Source organism: Haloferax sp. DFSO52 (genome assembly GCF_048158745.1).
Lineage (GTDB): Archaea > Halobacteriota > Halobacteria > Halobacteriales > Haloferacaceae > Haloferax.
Map to the genome: position 1 here is coordinate 1210194 of NZ_JBLOPB010000001.1, position 26390 is coordinate 1236583.

The following is a 26390-nucleotide window of genomic DNA, read 5'->3' on the forward strand; positions in this document are numbered from 1 at the left end:
CGTGGTAACTGGTCGAACTGTCGGGAATACGCTCGGAGGCCAGTGAGTCGGCCTTAGAGTTTCGGAGCGACGTCGCCGATGACGGAACTGTCGGCGAAGACGACGACGTGGTCGCCCGGTTCGATGACGGTGTCACCGCGGGGCGTGATGAACTTGCCCGCGCGGGTGATTGCACCGATGACGACGCCTTGCGGGAGCGACGCCACCGACTTCCGAATCGGCTTGCCAGCGAGGACGCTGTTGGTATCGACTTCGATTTCGAGCACTTCTGCCTTGTCGGATTCGATGAGTGCAACGTTCTCTGCGCCGCCTTCTCGCGTGAAGCGTGTAATCTCCTCGGCGACGACTTCGCGCGGACTGACACCCACGTCGACGCCGACTGCTTCGAACAGTTCGACGTACGGCGTGGTGTCGATGACGGCCACGGTCCGTTCGACACCGAGACGTGCCGCGAGCAACGAGACGAGTAAGTTCTTCTCGTCGGATTCGAGCGCCGAGACGAGCAAGTCGGCGTCACCGATGTACTCCCGTTCGAGGAAGTCGATGTCGGTGGCATCGCTCTCCATGACGATGGTGTTGGGCAGGTCTTCGGCGAGTTCGCGGGCGCGCTCGGGGTCCCGTTCGAGCAGTCGCGGTTTGAACCCGCGTTCTTCGAGGAGGCGAGCGACGTGGTAGCCGATTTCACTGCCGCCGACGATGACGACTTCTTCGGCCGCACCCGTCGCCTCTGCGGGCGAGATGGTCTCGGCGAACCCCTGAACACTCTTCGGGCTCCCGATGACGACCACGCGGTCACCGGGTCGGATGATGGTGTCACCACGGGGAATCGTCACTGCACCGTCGCGGAGAATCGCGGCGAAGGTCAACGAGTCGAATCGGTCCGCCTCGCTGACGGTCTGGTCTGCGACCGGACTCTCGTCGTCGATCTCGAACTCGGCCATCTGCACTTTCCCATCCGCGAACGGGTCGACGTCGCGCGCTGCAGGGAGGCCGACGACCCGGACGATGGACTCTGCGGCCAACAGATTCGTACAGACCATGAAGTCGACGCCGAAGGCCTTCTCGGAGTGTTGCCACGTCCGGAGGTACTCGGTGTTCTTGACGCGGGCGATAGTGAACGCCGACGAGACGGCCTTTGCGGTGGCACAGACGACGATGTTCGTCTCGTCGTCGTCGGTGGAGGCGATGACCATGTCGGCGCGTTCGATACCTGCTTCTTCGAGCGTTCCGACCGAGGTGCCATCGCCGTGAATCGCCAGCACGTCGAGTGAATAGTTCAGCTCGTCGACCCGTTCGGGGTCGCAGTCGACGATGACGACTTCGTGCGTGGTGTCCAGGTCCGCGGCAATCGACGACCCGACCTGACCGGCACCGACGATAATTACGCGCACGTTGGACCAACCCTTGTCATACCTCTCCGTTGGACTGCGGGCGCGTATGTGCATTTCCCTTCGTCTTCCGGTACGGTGGACGATACCGCACCCCCCGGCAAACAGCACACCGGCCGTTCGCCGCACTCGGGTTCCAGCGGATGCGACCTCGGTCGAGATTCATCTTCGATTACTGGTGTTAATCGTGATGTCGACGTGGCGAGGGCGGCCCTCGATGTCGGCGACGATTCGTTCGACGATGTGCTCTGCTTCGGTCTCGAGGACCGGTTTCAACTTCTTGATGACCCAGCGGAGTGAGACGAATCGCGGCAGGTCGATATCGCCCGCCGAGACAGTGCTCGGGTCGTATTCGACTTCGAAGAAGACACGAGAGGCCGTCTCGGCGTCGACAGGAGCGTCGGACGGGAGTTCTTCGAGTTCTTCGATTCGCCACCGACCAACCGCGTGAATATCTTTGGTGACGACCCAGTCGATACGATGTGGTGGCGTCATGTCTGTCACCTTCGACTCGGCGGTGTAGTGCAACTTCCACCACGTGAAGTACAGTCGATATCTGGTCCCCGGCGTTCCGTCGCCTCGTTTTCGCACCTCTCGAAGGTGGTCAGAGTACTCCGCGTATCGCGGAAAATCGACGAGGCACTCGTATATCTCTTCGGGGGGCAAGTAGACGACGGTACTGACGGCAATCTCGTCCACGAACTTCGATGTGTCCGGGGCGAACTAAGCCTTGTGGACTACTGTCACGGTGTCTCACGACGAGTCCACGGGGTCTGTGGACAGCATCGCAATCTATAATTCAGGCGTCTAAGGACGTATACTCGTAATGGTGGGGGCGACCCTGCGGGACATCCGGGCGGCGATTCAGTCTCTGTCGTGCCCGGATGGTGACTTCGAGGTGGTGTGTGGTCGCAGTGGCATCGCACCGTCAGCAGTCGCAGGCCTGGCGTTCGAAGACCGGCACACGGCCGGCGAAGCGGCCGAACTCGCGGGGAGCTATCGGTCCGCACTCAGACGCTACGACCCGACACTCCCGTTCGACGACCCGCTGGTCCACGAGGTGTCGCCGACGCCGATCGTCCCACTGCCGACGACGCCGGAGGACGAACAGACGCGGTTTTCGCTCTTCTGTCACGACATCTCTGGTGCGGTGTTCGAGTCGCTCTCTGCGTTAGGCCACCGCGAGGTCGAATCTGCCGCGATGGAGACGTATCTCACGCTCGCCGAAATCGTCGGCGACGAGGCCGACTTCTGTCTCACGATGGTGTGGAGTCTCATGAGCGAGATGGACGTTCGACTGTCCGACGCCGAACAGACGGAAGTCATCGAACGCGCCGCAGACATGTTCCCTCGACTCCGCACGCCGAATCCGGTCGGAGCGACGCTCCGTCACCTCGAATCCGTCGGATTCATCGATGGCTACGCTGCCCGCCCGATTCCGTCCGCCGGAGACGCCGAGGACGACGGCGGCGACGACGCTGACCGCCGGTGCTGGGAGTGCACGTTCGGTGAGTACACACTTGCAGAACGAACCGGACGAATCCCGACGCTCCCCATCGCAATCGACCTGCTGCGACGTGTTCCCGGGAAGTCGGTCCGGTTCATCGACGGCGAAGCGCTCTCTGAGTCGCGGTGGCGGCTTCGCGTCCACATCTGCCACGCGGGCGAGTCGGACGGACTCGTCAGTGTCGACGTCGCAGAGAACCGCTGGCTCAACGATTCCGGTCTCTCGCTCCATCAAGATTGAGCACCCACTCCGGCGACGACAATCGCGTCGTTTTATTCGCCTCTCGTCGAAGCGGTGGTATGGACGAGACGAATCCACGTGACGTACTCGTCGTCGGCGGGGGCGTCGCAGGGCGCACCGCAGCGACGTTTCTTGCCCGTGCTGGCCTCGACACGCTGGTCGTGAACGCAGGCGAATCGATCGTGCGACGGAACGCCCACTTAGAGAACGTTCCCGGATTCCCTGCCGGCGTCAACAGCAGACTGTTCACCGACTTGCTCGACGAGCAGGCGACCCGTGCCGGCACGGAGACGCTCACTGGCCGCGTCGTCGCACTCGACGTACTCGGAACCGACAACGACCCACTGTTCGGCGCGACGGTCGAAACCGACGGCGACGAAGACGATACCGTCGAACTCACGGCGACGCGCGTCGTCGCCGCGTCGTGGTCCGACGCGTCGTATCTCGAAGCAACCGGGTGCGAACTCAGACAGGCGGGGTCGAAGACGTACGTCGAGGTCGACGAACTCGGTCGGACGAACGTTCCAGGTCTGTACGCCGCCGGCCGACTCACAGAAATCTACCACCAGACGGTCATCGCCGCTGGTGACGCCGCTGAGACGGCAATCACGCTGATTCACGACTCTGAGACGCCGTTCTACAACGACTGGGTCGCTCCTGAGGGCTACTTCACCGGCCGTGGCCGGGAGGTTCCACCGGCGTGCGAAGAGATAGATGCAGACGAGCGCGAGCGCCGCGAAACCGAGTCGCGTGAGGTCATGCGTGCGTTCTTCGCCGAGCGACATCCGGAACCGCAACGGACGCATCCGAGTCTCGTCGACGACGAACTCGGCCGACTCGACGAGTAGCCGGATTCTCGCTCTCAGACGCGAATCCTTTTAACCGATAGCGGGCGCAGAGACGAGTGAATGCTGGAAGGTGTCAACGTCGCACTCGGGGTGACAGGGAGTATCGCGGCCGTGAAGGTCGTCGAGTTGGCGCACGAACTCCGCCGACAGGGCGCGTCCGTGCGAGCAGTGATGACTGGCGCTTCGACGGGTATCATCCACCCGTGGGCGGTCGAATTCGCGACCGAGAACGACGTGGTCACCGAGATAACCGGCCGCGTCGAACACGTCGAACTCTGTGGTCGCGACGGGTGGGCCGACGTGTTCCTCGTCGCACCAGCGACGGCCAATACGGTCGGCAAGATGGCCGCCGCCATCGACGACTCACCGGTCACGACGTGCGCGACAACCGCGCTCGGGGCGGGCGTTCCGGTCGTCGTCGCCCCTGCGATGCACGAACCGATGTACGACCACCCGGGCGTCCTCGACGCCATCGACCGCGTCGAATCGTGGGGCGTCGAGTTCGTCGACCCGCGAATCGAAGAGGGGAAAGCCAAGATTGCCACCGAAGACGCCATCGTCACGGGCGTCGCGAAAGCGGTCACGGAGCAGACGCTCGCCGGGAAGTCCGTGGTCGTCACCTCCGGGTCGACCACCGAATCTATCGACCCGATTCGAACGCTCTCGAACCGTGCGTCGGGGCGGACTGGCCGCGCCGTCGCGCGCGCCCTCTCGATTCGCGGCGCGGACGTGACGGTCGTCCACGACGGACCAGCTGTTCACTACGCCGACGTGAAGCAGGTCGAATCTGCCGCCGAGATGCTCGCCGCTGTCGAGGCGGCGGTCGATGCCGGCACAGATGCACTCGTCTCTGCGGCGGCCATCTCTGACTTCACCGTCGAGGCCGCCTCCCAGAAGATTCGGTCGGGGGAGGCGCTCACACTGGACCTCGAACCCGCGCCGAAACTCATCGACACCGTCCGGGAGTCGCATCCGGACCTCACTATCGTCGGATTCAAAGCCGAGACCAGCGGCGACGACGAGTCGATGGTCGCAGAAGCACGACGAATCATGGACCGCGTCGGGCTCGCGTTCGTCGTCGCCAACGACGCGTCCGTCATGGGCGAAGACGAGACACGAGCACTCGTCGTTCGCGACGGCGAGACGAGCGAGTTCACCGGGTCGAAAGCCGGACTCGGCGCTCGGGTCGCAGCCGAACTCGAACTCGAACTGTAACGAGAAAAGAGACCGGCGACGAGAAAAGAGACCGACTGGACGCGCCGACGGTCAGTCGTCGCCGCCAGCGTCGCCTTCTCGCATCAGGTCGTTCTGTTCACCCGGCCACTGGACGCCGTTGAGGAACGGCACGCCCATCCGCTGGGCGGCCTGCGAAATCATGTGCGCGCCAGTCGGGGCAGTGAGGAACAAGAACACCACCGTCACGAGTGACATCAGTCCGTCCCCGGCGGGGAGGTAGTACACTGTCCCCGCGAGGGCGATGGACGCCGCACCGAGCGTCGTCGCCTTCGACGTGGCGTGCATCCGGTTGTAGACGTTGGGGAACCGGAGCAGGCCGATGGTCCCGACGACGAGGAAGAAATTCCCGACGAGCGTCAACAGGATGACGAGGGCCGCACGGACGGGGCCAACCGTCACAGCGGCCGCGCTCTCTGCGGTCATTCGACGATGTCCCCCTCCGTGACGTATCGCGCCACGGTAATCGTGCTGATGAAGCCGATGATGGCGAGGACGAGGCTCACACCGACGAAGTAGCCCTGCTGGGTCCAGATGGCGTACAGCACGGCGATGGCGACGACGTTCGTCCCGATGGTGTCGAGTGCGACGACGCGGTCAGGCACCGTCGGCCCGCGGATAACCCGATAACTCACGAGGAGCGTCAGGCCCGCTGCGAGGAGGAGGCCACCGTAGAGGATGGTCTCCATCACGCCGAGATACGCCGGTTCAGCCATTCTGTTCACCTCCTGCTGTGGCGACAGTGCGCTCATTCTTCTCCGTGACCCGCGCTTGCGGTGCCGGGTCGCCGGGTTTCAGTTCTTCGTCGAAGATGACGAGCGCGTAATCTTCCCAGCGGCGGATGGGTTCGAGGATGGCCGCCGGGTCGCTCCCGTCGATGCTGTGGACGTACAGTGAGTTGGTGTCGTCGTCGTAATCCATTGTCAACGTCCCCGGAGTGAGGGTGATACTGTTCGCAATCGTCGTAATCGCAAGCGGCGTGCGCACGCGGAGCGGGACTTCGACCACGGCCGGATCGATGGGCATCGACGGCGACAGTGTTCGCCGTGCGACGTCGACGTTAGCCGTGAGGAGTTCCCACAGGAACGTCGAGACGTACAGGATTGTGTACGGGGCGACGCGGATGCTGCGCTGGATGCCAGTTTCGTCGCTGTAGAACCGCCGGAAGAAGAAGGCGATTCCCATCCCGACGCCGAGGCCGATGATGAACTCTTCGAGGAGTCGCTGTGGCGTCAGGTCGACGCCGCGGACGAACAACCACAGGACGGCCAGCGCGAGGCCGGTTATTGGCCACCGACGACTCATCAGTGACCACCTCCCGATTCGAGGCCGACGCCCGGTCCGTGCAAGACGGCGTCGACGTAGGTGTTGGTGTCGAGTGCAGCGTGGGCCGCCGCATCGGCGACCTGGAAGACTGCTTCGAAGCCGATACCGAACCCGACTGCGGCGAGTGCGAGGACGACGACGGCGGTCACCTCTGTGGTGAGTTCGAGTCGTTCGAGTCCGCCGTTGCCACCGTCAGTCATCGCCGGAGTGGCCGGTCCGAGCGTCCAGCGTGCGGGGAGCGTCGCATCGACCATCTCGGTCGTGCGTCCCCAGAACACCTGATTCCACGCTCGGGTGTAGTAGGCAATCGTCAGAATCGCGCCGGCGAGCGCGACTGCGAGGGCGAGTGCCGACCCAGTCGCACCGGCGGCGAGCGCGTCTGCGGCCGACTGGAAGACGAGGAACTTGCCGAAGAAGCCCGAAAGCGGCGGGACGCCGATGAGCGTCAACGCGCCGAGGAAGAAGCCAGCGGCGAGGACCGGTGCCCGGTTGGCGAGGCCACCGAGGTCCGAAAGACGGTCACTGCCGACGACGTCCTGAATGGTCCCGCTGGCGAGGAAGAGGAGACTCTTCGCGAGTCCGTGGTTGAACGCGTAGACGAGCGCGGCAGTCACGCCGAGAAGTTCGACTGCCTCGGTCGGGGCCGTCGCGGCCACTGCCAGTGGGAGGACGATGAATCCGACCTGACTGATAGAGGAGTACGCGAGGATGCCGTCGAGGTCGTCGCGGCCGACAGCACCGATTCCGCCGAGGACGATGCTTACCGCCCCCATCGCGAAGATGACCGGACCGAAGAAGCCGAGGAACGAATCTCCAGTGATGCCGAGGAACGAGATGTCGAGCGACGCGGCGGCGAAGATGGTGAAGTAGAGGCGGATGATCGCGTAGACGCCGACTTTCTTCACGACACCTGCGAGCATCGCCGTCACTGGTGCCGGTGCGGCGCGGTACGCCGCAGGCACCCAGAACTGGAAGGGTGCGAGACCGGCCTTCAGCGCGAACACCGAGAACAACACGGCCGAGAGGCCGAGCACCGGCAGGAGTGCGATGTCGTACGCCGCCGGGTCGGCGAGGCGACGGGCCATGTCGGCCATGTTGAGCGTCCCCGTCGTACTGTAGAGCCCACCGATGGCGACGAGCATCACCGCGCTCCCGATGAGGTTGAGCACGACGTAGTTGAGCGCCGCGCGGGTGTGTTCGCGCCCGGAGTAGAACAGCACGAGGATGTAACTCGACATGAGCATCACTTCGAACCAGACGAAGAGGTTGAAGATGTCGCCAGTGAGGAACGACCCCGTCACGCCGACCATCATGAAGTGGTACAGGGGGTGGTAACTCAGTCGCTGGGCGAATCTGCCCATGAAGGCGATCGAGTAGACGAGTGCCACGAGGGACACCAGTCCGGCCAGACCCAGCATGAACACCGAGAGGCCGTCTGCGACGAGTGTGATACCGAACGGTGCGGCCCAGTCGGACACCTGATAGACCAGAATCTCCGACTCGCTTCCGAGCGGGAGCAACACGGCGTCGAACAACGCGACGACAGCGCCGAGATAGGCGATGCCGCCGAGGAGACTGACGGTCCGCTGGAGTATATCGCTCGGGCGCACGAGCAGCGTCAAAATCGCTGTCGCGAGCGCCACGAGGAGCGGTGCGATGACGAGCGTGCTCATCTGCTACTCCCTCCGAGTTCGTACATGTCGATGGTTCCGTGTTCCTCGTACACCCGGTAGGTCAAGACGAGGGCGAGTGCCGTCGTCCCGAATCCGATGACGATGGCGGTGAGCACCAGCGCTTGGACGAGTGGGTCGGTCGGTGCGGGGCCGCCGCCGCCGTGTCCCGAGAGGATGGGCGCGAGTCCGTCGAACCCACCCATGGTGACGAGATAGACGTTCGCTGCTTGACTGATGATGCTGACACCCCAGACGACGCGAACCACGTCGCGTCGGAGCACGAGGTACGTACCGATGCTGAAGAGGACGCCGAGGACGCCGGCGAGGAAGACTTCGGTCATTCGTTCCCCACCTCCCCGACGATCGTGAGCAGCCCACCGACGACGGCGAAGAAGACGCCGAGGTCGAACGCGAACGCGCTGGCGAGTTCGAGTTCACCGTAAATCGGGAGGTGTTCGAGGAAGAGAACCCCCTGCGTCAGGAACGGGAAGTCGTACAGGATGGGTGCGAGACTCGACCCGACTGCGAGCGCGAGGCCGAGCGACGCCATCCAGCGATAACTCTCGACGAGTTGGTGTTGGTCCGACCCGTCGGGGGAGATGTCGAGAACCTCCCGCTGGAGGTAGTCGAGACCGAAGATGACGTACACCAGCGCGAAGGCTGCCGCCGCGAGGACGGCACCGATGAATCCGCCGCCGGGCAGGTTGTGCCCGCGGAAGAGGAGTGCGATGGCCGTCACCAGGATGATGGGGACGGAGATGCGAGCGACGGTCATCGAGATAACCGTCGTGCGGCGCGAAGAACCAGTCATTGGCTCTCACCCTGTCCTCGCATTCGAATCAGCGTCAAGATGGCGAGCGACGCCATCACGACGACCGAAATCTCGCCCATGGTATCGATTCCCCTGAAGTCGACGAGAATAACGTTGACGATGTTCGACCCTCCACCGAAGTCGGTGAAGACGGGCCCGTGTTCGGCAGGGACGCCTGCACGGGCGACGAAGAAGTCCTTGAGGAGCGGGTCCGGCGAGGCGTCCGTCGAGAGGAGGACGGTGAGGAACACCGTCGCACCGACGGCCACCGAGAGAACACCGTCACGAAGTGAGACGAATCGGTCGGGTGCGTCGCCGTAGAACGCCGGGAGGCGGTCCAAGACGAGCAGGAAGATGACCAACACGAGCGTCTCGACGGTGAGTTGCGTCAGCGCGAGGTCCGGCGCGTCGGCGAGGATGTAGAAGATTGCGACCATGAATCCGACGATAGAGAGCGTCAGCACGCCAGCGACGTGCGACGGCGCGATGTCGACGGCGAACGCACCGACGAGTGCGACCAGGAGGACGAGGACGATGGGGAGTGAGACACTGAGACCGGAAATCGCCGGCATCGACACGCCTGCGACGGCGTAGCCACCCAGTGCGAGAGCGACGAATCCAAACAGACCCCACGTCGCGTACGTGCGAAGGAGCCCGGTCTGAATCTTGGGCGTCGTGACGACGCTGACTCTCGTCAGGCCTTCGACGAAGTTGTCGTACCACCAGTTCGCACGGACCGGCCCGCGAAGTATCGCGTTGATCGCGTCGTGGATGCGGTCGTAGAACGGGAACGAGATGGCACCGACGGCGATGGTGACGAGGCTCATCAGGACGTACGGCGTCAGTTCCGTCGGGAAGTGCACCGAGAACGAGTGGGCTTCACCGGGGGTGACACTTCCGTACACGGACCCGATGAGCGCCTCGATGAAGACGTTCGGCGCGGCCGAGATGGCGAGTACGAGAACGCCGAGGATGGCCGGTGGAACGAGCATCACGACCGGTGGTCGGTGGACGTGTCCCAGTTCCGCCGGTTCGTCGCCGAAGAACAGCGAGGCGAACTTGATGGAGTAGAGGAACGTGAAGACGCTCCCGAACACTGCAACGACCGGGAAGATCCACGCGAGTCCACCTGCGTCTTTGGCGGCGTAATAGGTCGATTCGAAGAGCAGTTCTTTGGAGTAGAAGCCGTTGAACGGCGGGAGGCCCGCCATCGACAACGAGGCAACGACGGCGATAACACCAGTGAAAGGCAGGTGTTTTCGAAGCCCACCGAGTTTCTCGATCTGTCGCGTCCCCGCTTCGTGGGCGATGATACCCGCGACGAGGAACAGTGCCGCTTTGAAACTCGCGTGGTTCAGGATGTGGAACGCGCCGGCTTCGGCACCGTAACTGTTTGCGAAGCCGAACGCGCCGATGATGAGTCCGAGGTGTGAGGCAGTCGAGTACGCCAGTAGTTCCTTGATATCTGTCGCACTCACCGCGAGGATCGCAGCGACAGTCATCGTCAAGAGACCGAGAACGGCGAAGACGAGCGTCCAGTCACCGAGAACCGCCGCCTCTTCGGGGAGGAACAGCGGTCGGAAGCGACCGACGAGGTAGACGCCGGCTTTCACCATCGTCGCGGAGTGGAGGAACGCAGAGACGGGCGTCGGTGCCTCCATCGCGTTCGGAAGCCACACGTGGAACGGAACCTGTGCCGACTTCGTCGCCGCCCCGAGTCCGACGAGGAGTAAGACCGGAACGAAGAGGGCAGACGCCATCAGCACCTCACGGATGGCGTCGGCGTGTTCGATGAGGAGTGGGATGCTGTAGGTCGTTCCGTCGATGACCGTCGTCTGGCCGGATGCCCACACGAGAAGGATGAATCCGACCAGCATGAACAGGCCACCAGAGACGGTGATGATCATCGACTTCCGGGCGGCGTACTGGGACGCCTCCTCGTCGGTGTAGTGGCCGATGAGGATGAACGACGAGAGGCTCGTCAGTTCCCAGAAGACGAACAGCGCGACGAGGTCACCTGCGAGTGCCACCCCGAGCATCGACCCCATGAACGCCAGCAACGTCGCGTAGTATTTCGCCTGACCCGGCTCGCCGTGCATGTAGCCCCCAGAGTATGTGAGGATGAGCACGCCGACGCCGCTGGCGAGGAAGGCGATGAGTAACGCCAACCCGTCTACGTAGAACGCCAGCGAGATGCCGAGCGAGGGAATCCAGTCGACCGAGACGGTTCCATGCGCCCCCGCGAGATATTGGTCCGTCACGAGGCCGAGTGTGACCAGCGCGACGGCAGCCGCAAAGTACGCCGTGCGTTCACCGAGTAGCCGATAGACGGCCGGGGTGAACGCCGCCGCGAGAAACGGCAGGAAGACGATTGCGAGGACGACTTCCAGTGTGGGTTGCACGCCGGAAATTGCGAGAAGCGCAGACTTAGGTGTTGCCAAACCCGATGACTCTGCAACGAACGTGTGACAGCGCTGCAGTCGCTTCTTCACGAACAGTTCTGACTTCAAGATTGTTCGTTTCAGGTGAAATTTTATATCCTCACACAGCGAGTATACGTATTAGAGCGCGACTCGTGCGTTGAATATCCGAGAGACACTGGTGTGCCGCTGGACGTTCCGAGCGAGTTCGTGTTCTGTGAACGACGAGTCTCGTTACTCGTGACCGAACGGTGTTCGATTCGGTGGTACCGAACACGTTCACGACGTTGCACCGACGTGGTGGTACGGTGAACGCCGTCTGCGAGTTCGTTCTCGAAGCTCGTCAGTCGAATCCACGGGTAAGATTCCATGGGAATGTGGGTTCGTCCACTATCGTACCAATCAGCGTTGACGAAATTGCGTGTCAGCTATCGTTAACGTGACCCTGTGTCAAGAAGCAGTGGTTGCAGTAATCGGCGTCCTCCGTTCGGCCCTCCCTGAATGAATAACACCTCAGTATTTTGGGGGTTCCCGCACGGGGCGCAACTAATTTATACACACATTCGGACTGATTCACCAGCAATGTCCGAGCGCGTATCGAGCGAGAAACTACTCGACATTCTCGGTGACACTGAGTCGAGAGCACTGCTCGTCTCGTTGCGCCAGAACTCACAATCCGCCAAAGAGCTGGGCGAAACGACTGACCTGTCGCTTCCAACCGTCTACCGAAGACTCGATACACTAGAGGAACTCGACCTCATTTCGTCGGCGACAGAAGTCCGTGCAGACGGAACTCATTACCGTCAATATATCTGCACGTTCGACAAATCGGTCGTCTCGTTGTCACCTGAGGGGTTCGTCGTGGAACTCTCAGTGGATGACCTGACGTCTGTCTCTAAAGCGCGCTCAGACGACGATTAGACCGTCGACTCGGGACAAACGACCCGAATCACTACCGCATCAATCGGCCAAAAGAACTATTATCTATGTGATTTTTCAGGCTCAGAAATTGCGCCTCCATATTTATTAGACCATCTGACAATCTGGATTTCATGACTGTTCCAGACGCGCGCTCCGGGCAGGGAGACGCGCAGCGTCAGGGCAGAGGGGGGACGCATGATAATTGACCCGTCACGGATGACATCCGTCAACGGACCCGGTCCGAATAGCGATGTCGCAATGGGAGCGATTCAGAAGACGGCAGAGGGGGCCGTCCCACTGGTCGCTGTCTACGGTGCGACTGCGTTCGACCTCTTCCACGTGGGAGAGGCGGTCCGGAAGTCGTTCGGAAGTCGCGACGAACTCGTCGCACATCTCGGTGACCTCGCAGAAGAGACGCGAAGGGAGTTTATGGAACGTGGGTTGTTCTCCGGGCTGAGCCCGGTCCAAAATAGCGTCGAGTTCCGTTTCGAAGAACGGGCTGACCACGGTGTCCTGCAGGTGTACTGCGGCGGACGTGGGATGCTGCTCTTCACCGCGCTCGACGAACCGGTCGAACCCCTCGTTCGAACGGCGTCGAAGCTTCTCGGCGGAATGTAATCACACTCGGGGCGCGTCCCCGAGGTGTATTCGACTGCTGACTGGCGAGACGACGCCGTGACAGACTGCGGTCGGTGTCAGTGTCAGTGCTGGGCTGCTGTCGGTGTCGGTGTCGATACCATCGGTCGCGCACGAATCGAATGAGAGGTGATATCGCGCGACGTGTGTCGTCGTACCCGGCGGACGACGAACCGCCACATTTTATGCCTAACCCGGGGAACGAGCGACATGGACCAGTTGCGTCAGTCCCTTCTCGACGCCCCAATCATCGAAAAAGGCGATTACCAGTACTTCGTCCACCCGATTAGCGACGGTGTCCCGATGCTGAAACCGGGACTCCTCCGCGAAATCGTCATCAAAATCATCCGCAAAGCCAACCTCGAAGACGTCGACAAAATCGTCACCCCGGCCGCCATGGGCATCCACATCTCTACCGCCGTCTCGCTCATGACGGACATCCCGCTCGTCGTCATCCGAAAGCGAGAGTACGGCCTCGACGGTGAGGTTTCGCTCCACCAGCAGACCGGCTACTCCGAAGGCGACATGTTCATCAACGACGTGAACGAGGGCGACCGGGTTCTCGTCCTCGACGACGTGCTCTCGACCGGCGGCACGATGAAAGCCGTCCTCGACGCACTCGACCACATCGGTGCGGACGTCGTCGACACCGTCGCCATCATCAAGAAGGCCGGCCCCAACGAACTCGACGACTCCGAACACCACGTCAAGACGCTCATCAACGTGACCGTCGAAGACGGCGAAGTCGTCATCGTCGACGAACACGGCGACGACTGAACATCTTCCCCGAGGGCGCAGTCACGCGTTCCTCGTCATTTTACATCTCTTCACGAGCGGAGCGTTCCACGCGGTGACCGACAGCGGAATTGGCGCGCGCAACCGGCGTCTCGGTCGTGTCTGGGACAGCCACCGGTACCCACGCGGGATTTCCGCCTTCGGGGCCACTTTGTATCGTGGGGCCATAATCGGAGGCGATGACATCCGCACTTTTCATCGTCAGCGAAGAGGGATACTGGGGCGAGGAATGTATCGAACCGCTCACCACGCTTTCCGACGCCGGTGTCGACATCACCGTCGCTACACCGACGGGAAGCGCTCCCGTCATCGACGAACGCTCCATCGACCCGGAGAACGTCGGTGAGGAACTCGCCGAACACGTTCGAGAGGTGCACGAAACCGACGACCGACTGCAGAATCCCGAGAAACTCGCACGGGTCGACGCGCGAGACTACGACGCCGTCGTCTTCCCCGGCGGGCACGGAACCGAGTGGGACATCAACCAGGACCGACACGCTCGGCAGGCGCTTCTCACCGCCGTCGCCGGTGGCGAAGGAAAGGCACTCGTCGTCTGTCACGCCGTCGGCATCCTCGCGTTCACCCGTGAGGCAGACGGGTCGTTCCTCGTCGAGGGGCGTGACGTCACCGGATTCCCCAACGAGTGGGAAGACGGAATCGTCGACGACGACGACCTGATGCCCGACGGCCGAAAGCTCCCCTACTGGGTCGAAGACGAAGTGAAAGCCGTCGGGGCCAACTGGGACGCCGAACTCGACGCCGACACGAGCGTCACTGTCGACGGTGACCTCGTCACTGGACGCGGACCGGGGTCGTCTGCCGAGGCAGCACAGACGCTCTTAGACGAACTGGGTGTCTGAAAGGCGAAACCCACTGCAGCAGTCGAATCACTACTCGATTTTGAACACTGCTTCTTCGATACCTTCGCTCCGGCACTCGGGACACCGTGATGGATAGTTCACCGGGTCGTCGAAGGCGCTGAAGCCGCAGTTGAGACATTCGGGCGGTGCGACGAGAAACTGTTCGCCGTCGTCGCCGTGGACCGAGCGAGCGACGTGTTGGAGGTGGCCGTAGACGGACGAGGCCGGCACGCCGAGGTCCGTCGAGAGTTCTGACGCGGTTGCCGGGTCGGCACGGAGGGCGTCGGCAATACGCTGGCGAGTCGTCGCGGTGGACTCCCGGTCTGACATAGCCGTCGGTTGGGAGGCAGGGGGAAAATCCCTTCCGGCGTCTCACCGTCGGAAATGTCAGCAATATAGAGAGGATGCAAAAAGTCCTTCACTGAGTGGTGAATCTTGATGGGTATGAAAGCAGTCGTCCTTGCCGGTGGATATGCGACTCGTCTGTGGCCCATCACCAAACACCGACCGAAGATGTTCTTACCGGTCGGCGACCAGACGGTCATCGACACCATCTTCGAAGACTTGGAAGCGGACGACCGAGTCTCCGAGGTGTTCGTGAGCACGAACGAGCGATTCGCAGAGTCGTTCGAGGAGTATATCGAGGCATCACCGTACTCGAAACCGACGCTCTCTGTCGAAGAGACTCGCGCAGAAGACGAGAAGTTCGGCGTCGTCGGCGCGCTCGCGGAACTCATCGAGCGCGAAGAGGTGGACGAAGACCTCGTCGTCGTCGCGGGCGACAACCTCATCAGTTTCGACGTGGCTGACTTCGTCGATTTCTTCTACGAAAAGGAGTCGCCGTGTCTGGCGGCATACGACGTCAAAGACCCCGAGAAAGCGAAATCGTACGGCCTGGTCGAACTCGACGGCGACCGGGTGATTAGCTTCCAGGAGAAACCAGAAAACCCGAAAAGTACGCTCGTCTCGATCGCGTGCTACGCATTCCCTGCGGAGGACCTGCCGAAGTTCGACGACTATCTCGCCGGCGACAACAACCCGGACGAACCGGGCTGGTTCATGCAGTGGCTCCAGGAGAACGGCGACGTCTACGCCTACTCCTTCGACGGTGCGTGGTTCGACATCGGCACGGCACAGAGCTACCTCGACGCAGTCTCGTGGTTCCTCGACGGCGAAAACGTCGTCGCCGAGTCAGCAACAGTGACCAACACCGAACTCGGAGAGAACGTCCACATCATGGCCGGTGCAGAAGTCACAGACTCGTCGCTCGACGAATCTGTGGTCTTCCCGAACGCGGTCATCCGTGACGCCAGCCTGAAAAACTCGATCGTGGACGAAGGGACGACCATCGACAACCTCGACCTCTCGAACGCGCTCATCGGTGCGCACTCCCGACTGACGAACGAGTAGTTCCGACCGCGATTACGGTTCGTCATTCTTCGCGCCAAAACCGACAGTTCTTCGCGCCCAATTCGACGGTTCTTTGCATCACTCGCCCTGCGAGCGAGAGCGACCCTCACCCGAGATACGCGTCGGTGATGCGAAGTCGGCCGCGAGTTCCCTCCCACTCCGTCTCGTATTCGAGTTCGATGGGTCGATCCATGTGCGGGCCGTCGGTGACGAACGTCTCGAACTCGCCACCTTCGCCGAGGATGTGGACGCCGTATTTCTCGTTGAGTTCCTCGAGTTCGTCGAGTGCGTCGGAGGTGAGCGTTCGGCCGAGCCACGACTCGTCGAGGCCGTGCGCGGCGACCTGAATCAGCATGATTTCGAAGCCGGCGTCTATCATCGCCTCGCCGAGTTCGCGGGGGTCCTCTTGCCAGAGGGGTGCAAAGAGGTCGATACCGAGACGGTCGCACATCCCCTGAATGCGGTTCGTCTGGAACTCGCTCTCGATTGCGCCCGCGGTGACGCCCGCGAGGTCGATCTCGGACTGGAGTTCGGAGAGTGCTGCTTCGAGGGGTTCGAGTTCCGCGTCGCCCTGTTCGCCGGAGTCTGTCGCGTCGGTCGCTTCGAGGTCACCGGGATGCACGTCGATGAGTTCGACGCCGATGCTCTCGGCCGCGAGTGCGGTGAGGTCCGTCGCAGGGACGTGGTACATGTACGAGTCGTCGCTGGGGTGGACGGTCAGCAGATGGGTGACGTTCAATCCCTCTTCGAGCGCACGGTAGAGCGCCCACGAGGAGTCTTTGCCGCCAGAGAAGAGACTGACCCACTGGGATGCCATGGGAGCGATAACGGGTTGAGAGAGATAGGCGCTACGGTGTGGGTTCTGCGGGGGTCTTCAGGGTATGTTCTGTCGAACGCCTCAGAATTTGATGGGAAGAGCGTGCAACATGCAGCGGGTGTACTCAGCATGGCCTCGAAGAACTGGTCATCAATTGAGTTGCCACCCCGGATGCCTCAGGGGTCTCTCTCCTGCAGGAGTACAGTTTCAACTTGAAGAACGGACTGTCCTAATACGACTATCCATCATCTAGGTACTCGTCTAAAAGGTGGGGGAATTCACCACCACCATGGAGAATTTCCCACCCCACGTCCCAAACCGAGCGGGCATCTCGGGTAGACAAGACGCCGGTGTTACTGTCAGAGGCACTCCGGCATCTAGCACATGATGATGCACGAGAGCAAATATGAGTAGGTTCACTACACGCGTGACAACAGGACGTGTTTTCACCTCACTGAATTCGGTCGTGAGAGCATCGAGGATTCGCTCCTTGGCGTGAACGAGGTCCAAATGAGGATGTTCACTCCCACTGAGGCCGAATGACGTTCGCCCGAAATGCGCCCTGTATTCAGCAGGGCAGAAAACAGCGATATTCGAACTGACAATCCAACAGAACCACCAGCTATCTTACCGAGCGCGAGCGAAGCGAGTCGCTCGGCAGTTTTTTAGTCGAGGTTTTTTCGGTGAGTGGTTGCGCGAAGCGCAACCCGAAACGTGAAAAAACGTCGTCTCTACATGTAGCCGAGGTCGCGGAGTCGGCCCATCAGGTCTTCTTTGTCCTGTGCGCGCCCAGCGCGTTCCTTGCTCGCGGCGAGGTCCTGCACCCACGCTGGCCGGTCGTCGGACTTCGCCGACCCGGACTCGGTTCCGAGTGAGCGGAAGCCTTCGAAGTACTTGGGAGAGACGGGGAGGTCAGACGGGTCGACTCCCTCCGGAAGGTCGTCGGTCGATTGGGGGACGTAGCCAACGGGGTAGCCCTCGACGGCGTCGGGGACGATGTAGTTCCAGAACGCGCCCCAGATGTCTGCTTCGGTGAACTGGAGGATAGAGTGCACACGGTCGTGTGGCGGGTACTTTTCTGACTCGTGACGTGGGCTGAAGAACGTCTCGTCGGCGCGGGCGTCCTGTTCGTCCCAGCGAACGCCGGAGAAGATGCCGTCGAAGCCGTACTCGTCGATAACGTTGTTGAGGGCGACGGTCTTCAGGAGGTGGTTGCCTTCGAAGGTGTCGGCGTCGAGGACGAGGGTCTCCTTCTCGTAGCCGAGGCGACCCAGTTCCTTTTGGGTGTGTTCACTCAGGTCGGCGACGGAGATTTCGTCGCCAGGGGCCATGCCGCGCCCGGCGAAGTCCTCGTTGCGGGCGACGATGAGGTCGAGGTTCCAGCGGTCGGCCCAGTCGTAGACGAACTGTTCGGTCTCGTCGAAGTGTTCGAAGTGGTCGATGAAGACCACCGGCGGAACGTCGACGCCCATGTCGGCGGCGACTTCGCGGACGACGTAGAGAACGACCGTCGAGTCCTTGCCGCCGGTCCACATGATTGCCGGGCGTTCGTACTGTTCGAGGGCGGTTTTGGTGACCATCGCAGCCTTCTCGAGTTTGTCTTCGAGCGTTGGATACGCGGCGGCCGTTTCGTCGCGCCCCTCGGTGTAATCCAGTTCGAGATACTCTGGGAACGTAAGAGCCATGGTGCAAGCATCGGCGGCAGACGTTATCTATGTTTTCGGACTAACAGGACGGTAGGGACTCCCTACCGACTGTTACGCACCAAAAAACGAGTACCGGGGTACTCCTTTAATACGCTGTACCGAGTGGCGAGCGAAGTGAGTCGCTCGGCAGTTTTTTAGTCGAGGTTTTTTCGGTGAGTGGTTGCGCGAAGCGCAACCCGAACGTGAAAAAACGTCGGTTGTTACATGTAGCCGAGGTCACGCAGGCGTTCCATCAGGTCTTCTTTGTCCTGGGCGCGGCCTGCGCGCTCGGTCGTGTTCGCCATGTCCTGCAGCCACGCCGGTTCTTCGGCGGACTTGTCGGTCGAGACTTCGCTGCCGAGGCTCCGGAAGCCAGCGAAGTACTTCGGCGAGACGGGGATGTCTTCCTGTGCGACGCCCTCGGGGAGGTCCTCGTCGCTCGTCGGAACGTAGCCGTCTTCGGGGTAGTTCTCGACGGTGTCGGGGACGGCGAAGTACCAGAAGGCGTCCCAGACGGCGCTCTCTTCGAACTGGAGGATGGGTTGAATGCGGTCGTGCGGCGGGTAGATGTCGGGGTTATGACGCGGGCTGAAGAACGTCTCGTCGGCGCGGGCCTCCTGTTCGTCCCAGCGGACGCCGGAGATGACGCCGTCGATGTCGTACTTCTCGAGGGTGTCGTTGAGCGCGACGGTCTTCAGCAGGTGGTTGCCGACGTAGGTGTCGAGGAGGAACGGGAACGTGTCCTCTTCGTACTCGAGGATGTTGCGGATGTGGTGCTGGTTGTGTTCGGAGAGCTCCGAAACCTCGATGTCGTCACCGGGTTCGAGGCCGTGTTCGTCGACGTAGTTGCCGACGTCCTCGTTGCGTGCCCAGATGACGTCGAGGTCCCACTCGTCGGCCCAGTGCTTGACGAAGTCGATGATTTCGTCGAAGTGCTGGTAGTGGTCGATGAAGACTGCCGGGGGGACTTCGAGGTCGTACTTCTCTGCGACTTCCTTGATGAAGTAGAGCGTGAGCGTCGAGTCCTTCCCGCCGGTCCACATGACGGCAGGGTTCTCGTACTGTTCGAGGCCCTGTTTCGTGACCTCGATCGCTTTCTCGATCTTCGCTTCGGTGCTCGGATAGTCGTCCGGCGTCTCTCCTTCGCCGTCGGTGTAGTCGACGTCGAGGTACGCTGGGAAAGCATCCGACATGGTTCGTAATTAGATATAATTAGGAGCTGTAAATGTTTTTTGCAACAGGTAGCGATTGGTCTTTGCTACCAGTAACCACGGCGAGGGCCGCGGGCGACCGCTTGGGAGTGTATCAGGACGGAGGATAGGGCGGGTTCAGGAGATGAACTTGTTGTCGCGCCAGTTGACACCGCTGTCGGACGACCCGTTCTGCTGTGGGTTCTCGACGACTTCGACGGATGCGGCGCGTACCTCGCCTTCGACGATACGCGTCGCCTGGAGTTCGTCGCTCTCTTCGGTGATTGCGGTCAACGTGCCCTTCTCGGAGAGCATCGCGATTTCACGCAGTACGAGGAACATCGGGTACTGGAGCGCCGTGTTCTGGAGCACGGTTTCGAGGTCGCCCTTGAAGCAGGCGAACTCGACGAGTTCAGAGGGAATCTCCTCTTCTTCTTCCTGGCCCCAACTCGGCGCACCCGCTCGGGGAGGTTCTTCTTCGTACACACGGTTCTCCGTCACGCTCGCCTTCAACTGGGCGGTTGGCGTGTATTTGCTGAGACTGTCGTCAGCAGAGACGGCTTTGATGATGAGGGTGTTGTTGCGGCGCGTGATGTCCACATCCTCAACCTCAGGTGGGAGCGCGGGGTTGTTCTCGAAGTAGTCCATTACGTCTTCGAGTGGCAGTTCCAACGTCGAATGGAGTCGATATACGCGGCCTGACATTGTTGGCTTCGGTATCGACGAGTGCCACAGTGCGGTCGCACGCGGTTGGCGATACCTGTGTTCATGTACGAGTCGGAGACTTATATGGCCTCCCCTTCCGGTTAGGAGACAGATAAATCGAGTTACACGCCGGTGGGTCGTCAGTTATTATTCGACCGAGAGCGTGGCTTCGAGCTCGCCGCGGTTGTCCAGTTCTTCGAGAATGTCGCTGCCACCGACGAACTCACCGTCGACGAACGTCTGTGGAATCGTCTCCCAGCCGCTCTTTTCGTCGAGTGCCGCGCGGTAGTGGGGGAGCGCAGGAAGCACGTCGACTGTCTCGAATTCGTCGACGTACTGCGAGATGAGTTCGAGTGCCTTCGCAGAGTAGCCACACTGCGGCATCAGGCGGTTGCCCTTCATGAACAGGACGACGTCGTTGTTCTCTATCGCGTCGGCGACGCGGGACTTCACTTCTTCGGGGTCCATGCTCTCGGGTTGGAAAGTCATACCCAACCGTTACGCCTCGGCAGACAAAGGAGTTGCGTCGTAAACCGAAACGAGGAGAGAGCGGTTCTGGTCTCGGCGGTAGACCAGGAGATGGAACGACTCTGGTCTCGGCGTTACTTCTCGCCGACACGCACGACGTTGATGAGCGAGTAGACCGGGACGCCGTCGATTTCGTCGACGCCCTGTTTGTCGACGATGACGACGCAGGCGAGTGGTTCGCCACCCTCGGCGCGGATGGACTCGATCGTCTCACGGAGTGTCGTCCCGCTCGTCACCGTGTCGTCGACGATGAAGCACTGTTTCCCTGCAACGGGTGCGAAGTTGCGGGAGAACCCACCGCCGAGGTCCTCGATGTCGCCTTCGTCCCACTGGTGTTTCGCGGGCGAATACGCACCGAGTGAGGTTTCGAGTTCGCGAGAGACGCTCGTCGCCAGCGGAACCCCTGCTTTCTCGATACCGATGGTGACGTCTGCGTTCTCGTGCGTCTCGGTCAAGAGGTCTGCGAGGGCGCGACCGATGTACGTGAGGCGTTTGCCACCGCTCCCGATTGCGTTCCAATCGACGTGGATGTCGTGTGGGCCGTCGGGTTTCTGTTCGGGCTTGGGTTTCGTCGCAGCACCACTTCGGTCGACCAGCCAACTGGCGGTTTCGCGGGAGACGTTGAGTTCGTCGGCAATTTCACCTTTCGAGAGACCACGGTCCGCGAGCTCCGCCGCACTGGCGATGAGGTCGTCGACGTTCTTCATACGCTACTGAATTCGATGGCGGTTTTTATAGTGGTGTCGTCGTCGTCGAATGCTTCTTCGAAGTCCGAAAGCGGGTAGATGCCAGTGACGAGGTCACGGAGGAACCATCGGGGGAGTTTGGTGAACGTGACCGTTGCCGCCTCGAAATGTTTCACGTGGGAGTTGACGCTCCCGACGAGGGCCTTGTTGTGGAGCACCATCTCGCGGTGGAACGCGCCAGCATCGACTTCGAACACCCAGTCACTCGGGACGCCGAGGAGGGCACCGACGCCGTTCGGTGCAAGGGCTTGCACCGACTGAACCGCGTGTTTCGGGAACCCCGTTGCCTCGTAGATGAAGTCCATCTGTTCGTAGGTCTCCGGGATGTCTTCGACCGGAGTCTTTCGGGAGTCGACGTACGTGCCGCCCAACTTCTCGATGATGTCGATCGTCGGGTCCGGACGGTCCCGGCGGCCGAGACAGTAGAGGTTGTCGTACGCCTTGTCGTCAGTCTTCAGCATCGCCAACGTCAAGAGGCCGAGACTTCCGTTTCCGAGGACGAGCGCGGCAGATGGGTCCCAGTCGAACGCGGAGCGACTCGCGTAGGCGTGTTCGCGGGCCTTCTCGGTGATCGAGATGGGTTCGATGAGGAAGCCGAGGTCGGCCTGCGAGCGTGGGATTCGGACGAGATACTCCGCAGGACTCGTGAAGAAATCGGACATGAAGCCGTGTTCGCCGACGATACCGCGTTCTGCGTACATCCCGTCGGGTGCCATATCTGGCTGGCCGCGTTCGAAGTATTCGTTCGTCCCCGACTCGGGTGGGCGTCGGACTGTCGGGACGACGACGTCGCCTTCCTCCAGGTCGGTGTCGTTGGGGTCGATGACGACACCGACCGCTTCGTGGCCGAGGACGAGGTGGTCCTCACCTTCCGGAAACCCACCGTGACCGCCGGCGATAACCTCGTGGTCGGTTCCGTCGACACCGACGCGCAGCGTCCTGACGAGTGCTTCCCCGGACGTGGGCTCCGGTCGTGGCTTGTCGATGACGACCGGTTTTTCCTCGCCTCGTTTGACGACGATTGCTTTCATACTCCCACCAATGCACCACCCCACCAAAAGACTTATTCTATGATGAGTAAATAATTGTTCACGGTGAGCGTCATGCGTCGTCCTACCAGCCCATGACGTCTTGTCACGTTCGGACCAGCCTATCCAGCCCAATCGTGTCGACGTTCACCGGACCCGTGCCAATACCGTACGGAGGCTACTCCCGTGCCCGATGGCCTCCGCAGGCGGTATTTTCCTGACACCACCACTGCTCGGCGAGCACCGCGGCTCATTTCGTCAGAACGAGTGCGAAAACCGTGACAGCGACAGCTGAACGACGTTCGGTCGTACTCTCACCGGAGGCGGTCCAGAGGGTTGACGAGAGAAGTTAGTCGAGTTCGTCTACGAGTTCGTCGGCCAGACCGACGTACGTCGCAGGCGTCAACGCGAGAAGTTCGTCCCGCGTGGATTCGCTCACGTCGAGGTCGGAAAAGAGGTCGTGGAAGTCTTCGAGCGTCACCTCTCGGCCACGAGTGAGTTCTTTCACGCGTTCGTACGCCTGCGTGTCGCCTTCGCGGCGAAGAATCGTCTGGACTGCCTCGCCGATGATGGCCGGCGTGTCGTCCAGTTCCGCCCGCATGACGTGCTCGTTCGGGACGATTTTGCCGAGTCCGGTCTGCGTCTTCTTGTAGCCGATGAGACAGTGGGCGAACGCGGCACCGATGTTGCGCTTGACCGTCGAGTCCGAGAGGTCACGCTGCAAGCGTGAGGTAGTGACGTAGTCTCCGAGGAACGTCAGGTCCGAGTTCGCTTTCGAGAGATTTCCTTCCGAGTTCTCGAAGTCGATGGGGTTGACCTTGTGCGGCATGGTCGACGACCCCGTCTCGCCCTCGACAGTTTCCTGTCCGAGGTAACGGTCCGAGACGTAGAGCCACATGTCGCGGTCGGCGTCCAAGATGACGTTGTTGACGCCGCGGAACGCGTCGAACAGCGCCGCAAGGTCGTCACAGGGGTTGACCTGCGTCGCGAGCGGTTCGTGTTCGAGGCCGAGCGACGAGACGAACTCACGAGAGAACGCTCGCCAGTCGACGTCGGGATAGGCGGCGACGTGAGCAGCATAGGTCCCCGATGCACCGGCGAGTTTGCCAGCGAGCGCGTCTTTCGCGGCCACGACTCGGGCCAGCGTGCGCCCCAGACGGGACGCGTAGACGGCCATCTCTTTGCCGAACGTCGTCGGCGTGGCGGGTTGGCCGTGGGTTCGGGCGAGCATCGGAACGTCGCGGTACTCCTGTGCGAGGCCGACGAGTTCGTCTCGAATCTCACGAAGTTCGGGGACGAGTACGGCTTCGACGGCCCCCTTGGTCATCAAGCGGTGCGAGAGGTTGTTCACGTCTTCGGAGGTCAGTCCGAAGTGAATCCACGGGTGGACGGACTCGTCTGTCTCCGTTCGGATGAAGTACTCGACGGCCTTCACGTCGTGATTCGTCGCGGTGTAGCCTGCCGCGCCGTCGACTTCGAGGCGTTTCACGAGGTCTGCATCGTCCGCGTCGAACGATTCGTAGAGTGCCCGCAGGTCAGCACGTTCCGACGCAGAGAGTTCCAGCGGTGTCGCTTCGAGGTCGGCGAGTGCGACGAGATATTCGACTTCTACCTGCACGCGAGCGCGCATCAGCGCCGCCTCGCTCACGTGGGGTGCCAGTGGCGCGGTTCGAGAGGCGTAACGCCCGTCGAGCGGTGACACCGCGTACAGCGGATCGTTCCGGTCGGCGTCGGTCATGACTGAGTCGTCTCGGTGGGATGGGTTAAACGCCGGGGGTTCGCGTCCGCCCGAAAACGCAGATGTACGCAAGTGCGTGAACATGCGTGGCCTCTGCCGGCCATCACACGGAGATACATATACACAAACGAGCATATATTTCGGACCGAGGACCGCAACCACTTTGAGGCCGGCGGCACGCCCTCTCCACATGGTCACCATCGCCGGTCTCGCGAGCAACCGTGGACGAAACCTGCGCAACATCGCCGAGCGCTCCCCCGGCGGAGCGGAACTCGGCGTCGTCGTCTCGAATCACGCCGACGCCCCTATTCTCGACTGGGCAGCGGAACACGACGTCCCGACTGCAGTGGTCGAACGCGACGACGACGAATCGCGCGAATCCCACGAAGAACGCATCCTCGACGCGCTCGCAGAGTACGACTTCGACCTCGTCTGTCTGGACGGCTACATGCGCGTCCTGACCTCGACGTTCATCGACGCGACGCCGACGACGCTCAACGTTCACCCTTCACTTCTCCCCGCGTTCCCGGGGATGGACGCTCACGAGCAGGTTCTCGATGCCGGCGTGAAGATGACTGGTTGTACGGTCCACGTCGTCAACGAGGAAGTCGACGCCGGCCCAATCGTCACACAGGAAGCAGTCCCTGTCTACGAGGGCGACGAGGAAGACGACCTGAAGACGCGCGTCCTCTACGACGCCGAGTTCAAGGCCTACCCCCGTGCAGTCCGGTGGTTTGCAGAGGACCGAGTTACCGTCAAGGCTGGCGACGTTACCATCGACGGCGACGAAGACGCCGGCCTTCCGGAGCGTCGCGTCACCTCCGAAGACCGCTACGACACGCTTCGCTACGGCGAGAACCCACACCAGGACGCCGCCGTCTACGTCGACGAAACGTGCGACGAAGCGTCGGTCGTCGGCGCACCACAACTCAACGAGGGTGCGAAGGGCCTGTCGTACAACAACTACAACGACGCGGACGGCGCACTCAACATCATCAAGGAGTTCGACGAACCCGCCGCCGCGGTCATCAAGCACACGAACCCGGCCGGATGTGCCACCGCCGACACGCTCGCGGAAGCGTACGCTGACGCACTCGCGACGGACCCAATGAGCGCCTTCGGCGGCATCGTCGCGCTCAACCGCGAGTGTGACGCCGAGACTGCGGAACTCATCGTCGATTCGTTCAAGGAAGTCGTCGTCGCCCCCGGCTACACCGACGGCGCGCTCGACGTACTCACTGAGAAGAAGAACCTCCGCGTCCTCGATGTGGGTGAACTCGGCGAGCGCACCGAGACCTACACCGAGAAAGCGCTCGTCGGCGGCCGACTCGTGCAGGAACGTGACCTCTGGACGCCGACGCTGGACGACCTCGAAGTCGTCACCGAAACCGAACCCACGGACGAGCAGTTAGAGACGATGCTCTTCGCGTGGAAGGTCCTCAAGCACGTGAAGTCCAACGGGATTCTCTTCGCGAAAGGGACCGAGACGGTCGGCGTCGGCATGGGACAGGTTTCCCGCGTCGATGCCGTCGAACTCGCCGCGATGAAAGCCGAACAACACGCCGAAGGCAAGGATGCGCAGGGTGCTGTAATGGCCTCTGACGCGTTCTTCCCGTTCCCGGACGGCGTCGAGAAGGCCGCTGACGCGGGTATCGAAGCAGTCATTCAGCCCGGTGGGTCGGTCAACGACGAGAAGGTCATCGACGCGTGTAACGAGCGCGGGATTGCGATGGTGTTCACTGGGCAGCGGTGTTTCAGACACGATTAGTGTCTGAAACTCGTAGCCGGGTGTAACCCGGATACGGTGTTTCAGGCACGACTAAGCGCAGCGCAGGAGTGCCTGAAATCAGTGAGACGAACGTAGTGAGTCTCACGCGATTTTAGA

At 61.7% G+C, this 26390-nt stretch carries 27 protein-coding genes; 9 read left to right on the forward strand and 18 right to left on the reverse strand.

What is annotated here, in order from left to right; all coding sequences use genetic code 11:
• Positions 1 to 53: 53 nt before the first annotated feature.
• The gene (gene trkA, locus ACK3SC_RS06255; protein ID WP_416839252.1) at positions 54 to 1391 is read right to left on the reverse strand and encodes a Trk system potassium transporter TrkA; all 1338 of its coding nucleotides are present in this window, start codon (positions 1389 to 1391) and stop codon (positions 54 to 56) included.
• Positions 1392 to 1550: 159 nt separating this feature from the next.
• The gene (locus ACK3SC_RS06260) at positions 1551 to 2087 is read right to left on the reverse strand and encodes a type II toxin-antitoxin system RatA family toxin (protein WP_416839253.1); all 537 of its coding nucleotides are present in this window, start codon (positions 2085 to 2087) and stop codon (positions 1551 to 1553) included.
• A gap of 127 nt (positions 2088 to 2214) precedes the next feature.
• Here ACK3SC_RS06260 and ACK3SC_RS06265 point away from each other — a divergent pair, with 127 nt between their 5' ends.
• The 3 genes from ACK3SC_RS06265 to coaBC are packed head-to-tail and all read left to right on the forward strand — an operon-like array spanning position 2215 to position 5198.
• The gene (locus tag ACK3SC_RS06265; protein WP_416839254.1) at positions 2215 to 3135 is read left to right on the forward strand and encodes a hypothetical protein; all 921 of its coding nucleotides are present in this window, start codon (positions 2215 to 2217) and stop codon (positions 3133 to 3135) included.
• Positions 3136 to 3194: 59 nt separating this feature from the next.
• A complete protein-coding gene (locus tag ACK3SC_RS06270; RefSeq protein WP_416839255.1) occupies positions 3195 to 3983 on the forward strand; it encodes an FAD-dependent oxidoreductase in 789 nt (262 codons plus the stop codon).
• Positions 3984 to 4043: 60 nt separating this feature from the next.
• A complete protein-coding gene (gene coaBC, locus ACK3SC_RS06275; protein WP_416839256.1) occupies positions 4044 to 5198 on the forward strand; it encodes a bifunctional phosphopantothenoylcysteine decarboxylase/phosphopantothenate--cysteine ligase CoaBC in 1155 nt (384 codons plus the stop codon).
• A gap of 51 nt (positions 5199 to 5249) precedes the next feature.
• On the opposite strand, the gene mnhG is transcribed toward coaBC, so the two are convergent.
• The 7 genes from mnhG to mbhE are packed head-to-tail and all read right to left on the reverse strand — an operon-like array spanning position 5250 to position 11428.
• A complete protein-coding gene (gene mnhG / locus ACK3SC_RS06280; RefSeq protein WP_416839257.1) occupies positions 5250 to 5642 on the reverse strand; it encodes a monovalent cation/H(+) antiporter subunit G in 393 nt (130 codons plus the stop codon).
• Positions 5639 to 5932, reverse strand: a complete 294-nt coding sequence (locus ACK3SC_RS06285) for a monovalent cation/H+ antiporter complex subunit F (RefSeq protein WP_416839258.1) — start codon at positions 5930 to 5932, stop codon at positions 5639 to 5641. The genes mnhG and ACK3SC_RS06285 overlap by 4 nt, the downstream gene beginning before the upstream one ends.
• Positions 5925 to 6521 (reverse strand): Na+/H+ antiporter subunit E, encoded by a 597-nt coding sequence (locus tag ACK3SC_RS06290; RefSeq protein ID WP_416839259.1) that lies wholly within the window; start codon positions 6519 to 6521, stop codon positions 5925 to 5927. Before ACK3SC_RS06290 ends, ACK3SC_RS06285 begins: the two co-directional genes overlap by 8 nt.
• The gene (locus ACK3SC_RS06295; RefSeq protein ID WP_416839260.1) at positions 6521 to 8215 is read right to left on the reverse strand and encodes a complex I subunit 5 family protein; all 1695 of its coding nucleotides are present in this window, start codon (positions 8213 to 8215) and stop codon (positions 6521 to 6523) included. Before ACK3SC_RS06295 ends, ACK3SC_RS06290 begins: the two co-directional genes overlap by 1 nt.
• A complete protein-coding gene (locus tag ACK3SC_RS06300; protein ID WP_416839261.1) occupies positions 8212 to 8556 on the reverse strand; it encodes a sodium:proton antiporter in 345 nt (114 codons plus the stop codon). Before ACK3SC_RS06300 ends, ACK3SC_RS06295 begins: the two co-directional genes overlap by 4 nt.
• Positions 8553 to 9026, reverse strand: coding sequence for an MnhB domain-containing protein (locus tag ACK3SC_RS06305; RefSeq protein WP_416839262.1), 474 nt, complete (start codon positions 9024 to 9026; stop codon positions 8553 to 8555). The genes ACK3SC_RS06300 and ACK3SC_RS06305 overlap by 4 nt, the downstream gene beginning before the upstream one ends.
• A complete protein-coding gene (gene mbhE / locus ACK3SC_RS06310) occupies positions 9023 to 11428 on the reverse strand; it encodes a hydrogen gas-evolving membrane-bound hydrogenase subunit E (protein WP_416839263.1) in 2406 nt (801 codons plus the stop codon). Before mbhE ends, ACK3SC_RS06305 begins: the two co-directional genes overlap by 4 nt.
• Positions 11429 to 12028: 600 nt before the next feature.
• Between mbhE and ACK3SC_RS06315 the strand changes: the two genes are divergently transcribed.
• The 4 genes from ACK3SC_RS06315 to ACK3SC_RS06330 all read left to right on the forward strand — a co-directional run bounded on the left by ACK3SC_RS06315 (position 12029) and on the right by ACK3SC_RS06330 (position 14658).
• Positions 12029 to 12367, forward strand: a complete 339-nt coding sequence (locus tag ACK3SC_RS06315; RefSeq protein WP_416839264.1) for a helix-turn-helix domain-containing protein — start codon at positions 12029 to 12031, stop codon at positions 12365 to 12367.
• Positions 12368 to 12583: 216 nt separating this feature from the next.
• Positions 12584 to 12985, forward strand: a complete 402-nt coding sequence (locus ACK3SC_RS06320; RefSeq protein WP_416839951.1) for a hypothetical protein — start codon at positions 12584 to 12586, stop codon at positions 12983 to 12985.
• A gap of 228 nt (positions 12986 to 13213) precedes the next feature.
• Positions 13214 to 13780 carry a hypoxanthine/guanine phosphoribosyltransferase gene (gene hpt / locus ACK3SC_RS06325; protein ID WP_416839265.1) on the forward strand — a complete coding sequence of 189 codons (567 nt, stop codon included), beginning with the start codon at positions 13214 to 13216 and terminating at the stop codon, positions 13778 to 13780.
• A gap of 197 nt (positions 13781 to 13977) precedes the next feature.
• Positions 13978 to 14658 carry a type 1 glutamine amidotransferase domain-containing protein gene (locus ACK3SC_RS06330; protein WP_416839266.1) on the forward strand — a complete coding sequence of 227 codons (681 nt, stop codon included), beginning with the start codon at positions 13978 to 13980 and terminating at the stop codon, positions 14656 to 14658.
• A 30-nt stretch (positions 14659 to 14688) separates the two neighbouring features.
• Here the strand turns inward: ACK3SC_RS06330 and ACK3SC_RS06335 are convergent, their stop codons facing one another.
• Positions 14689 to 14988: a transcriptional regulator gene (locus ACK3SC_RS06335; protein WP_416839267.1), complete on the reverse strand. Its 300-nt coding sequence runs from the start codon at positions 14986 to 14988 to the stop codon at positions 14689 to 14691.
• A 114-nt stretch (positions 14989 to 15102) separates the two neighbouring features.
• Between ACK3SC_RS06335 and ACK3SC_RS06340 the strand changes: the two genes are divergently transcribed.
• A complete protein-coding gene (locus ACK3SC_RS06340) occupies positions 15103 to 16068 on the forward strand; it encodes a sugar phosphate nucleotidyltransferase (protein WP_416839268.1) in 966 nt (321 codons plus the stop codon).
• A 106-nt stretch (positions 16069 to 16174) separates the two neighbouring features.
• Here ACK3SC_RS06340 and ACK3SC_RS06345 read toward each other — a convergent pair whose 3' ends face one another.
• From ACK3SC_RS06345 to purB, 8 genes are all read right to left on the reverse strand, one after another.
• On the reverse strand, positions 16175 to 16885 hold the full coding sequence (locus ACK3SC_RS06345) for a diphthine--ammonia ligase (protein WP_416839269.1): 711 nt from the start codon (positions 16883 to 16885) through the stop codon (positions 16175 to 16177).
• A 731-nt stretch (positions 16886 to 17616) separates the two neighbouring features.
• Entirely contained in the window at positions 17617 to 18570 is a 954-nt protein-coding gene (locus tag ACK3SC_RS06350; RefSeq protein WP_416839270.1) for a phosphoadenosine phosphosulfate reductase family protein, read from the reverse strand.
• 221 nt (positions 18571 to 18791) lie between these two features.
• Positions 18792 to 19763, reverse strand: coding sequence for a phosphoadenosine phosphosulfate reductase family protein (locus tag ACK3SC_RS06355; protein ID WP_416839271.1), 972 nt, complete (start codon positions 19761 to 19763; stop codon positions 18792 to 18794).
• Positions 19764 to 19898: 135 nt separating this feature from the next.
• Complete coding sequence (locus ACK3SC_RS06360; protein WP_416839272.1) at positions 19899 to 20465, reverse strand: hypothetical protein; 567 nt, start codon at positions 20463 to 20465, stop codon at positions 19899 to 19901.
• A 147-nt stretch (positions 20466 to 20612) separates the two neighbouring features.
• A complete protein-coding gene (locus tag ACK3SC_RS06365) occupies positions 20613 to 20954 on the reverse strand; it encodes a glutaredoxin family protein (RefSeq protein ID WP_416839273.1) in 342 nt (113 codons plus the stop codon).
• A gap of 113 nt (positions 20955 to 21067) precedes the next feature.
• Positions 21068 to 21700: a transcriptional regulator GfcR gene (gene gfcR, locus ACK3SC_RS06370; protein WP_416839274.1), complete on the reverse strand. Its 633-nt coding sequence runs from the start codon at positions 21698 to 21700 to the stop codon at positions 21068 to 21070.
• On the reverse strand, positions 21697 to 22770 hold the full coding sequence (locus tag ACK3SC_RS06375; RefSeq protein ID WP_416839275.1) for a glucose 1-dehydrogenase: 1074 nt from the start codon (positions 22768 to 22770) through the stop codon (positions 21697 to 21699). The genes gfcR and ACK3SC_RS06375 overlap by 4 nt, the downstream gene beginning before the upstream one ends.
• A gap of 346 nt (positions 22771 to 23116) precedes the next feature.
• A complete protein-coding gene (purB, locus tag ACK3SC_RS06380; RefSeq protein WP_416839276.1) occupies positions 23117 to 24505 on the reverse strand; it encodes an adenylosuccinate lyase in 1389 nt (462 codons plus the stop codon).
• Positions 24506 to 24695: 190 nt separating this feature from the next.
• Here purB and purH point away from each other — a divergent pair, with 190 nt between their 5' ends.
• The gene (purH, locus tag ACK3SC_RS06385) at positions 24696 to 26273 is read left to right on the forward strand and encodes a bifunctional phosphoribosylaminoimidazolecarboxamide formyltransferase/IMP cyclohydrolase (protein WP_416839277.1); all 1578 of its coding nucleotides are present in this window, start codon (positions 24696 to 24698) and stop codon (positions 26271 to 26273) included.
• Positions 26274 to 26390 lie beyond the last annotated feature (117 nt).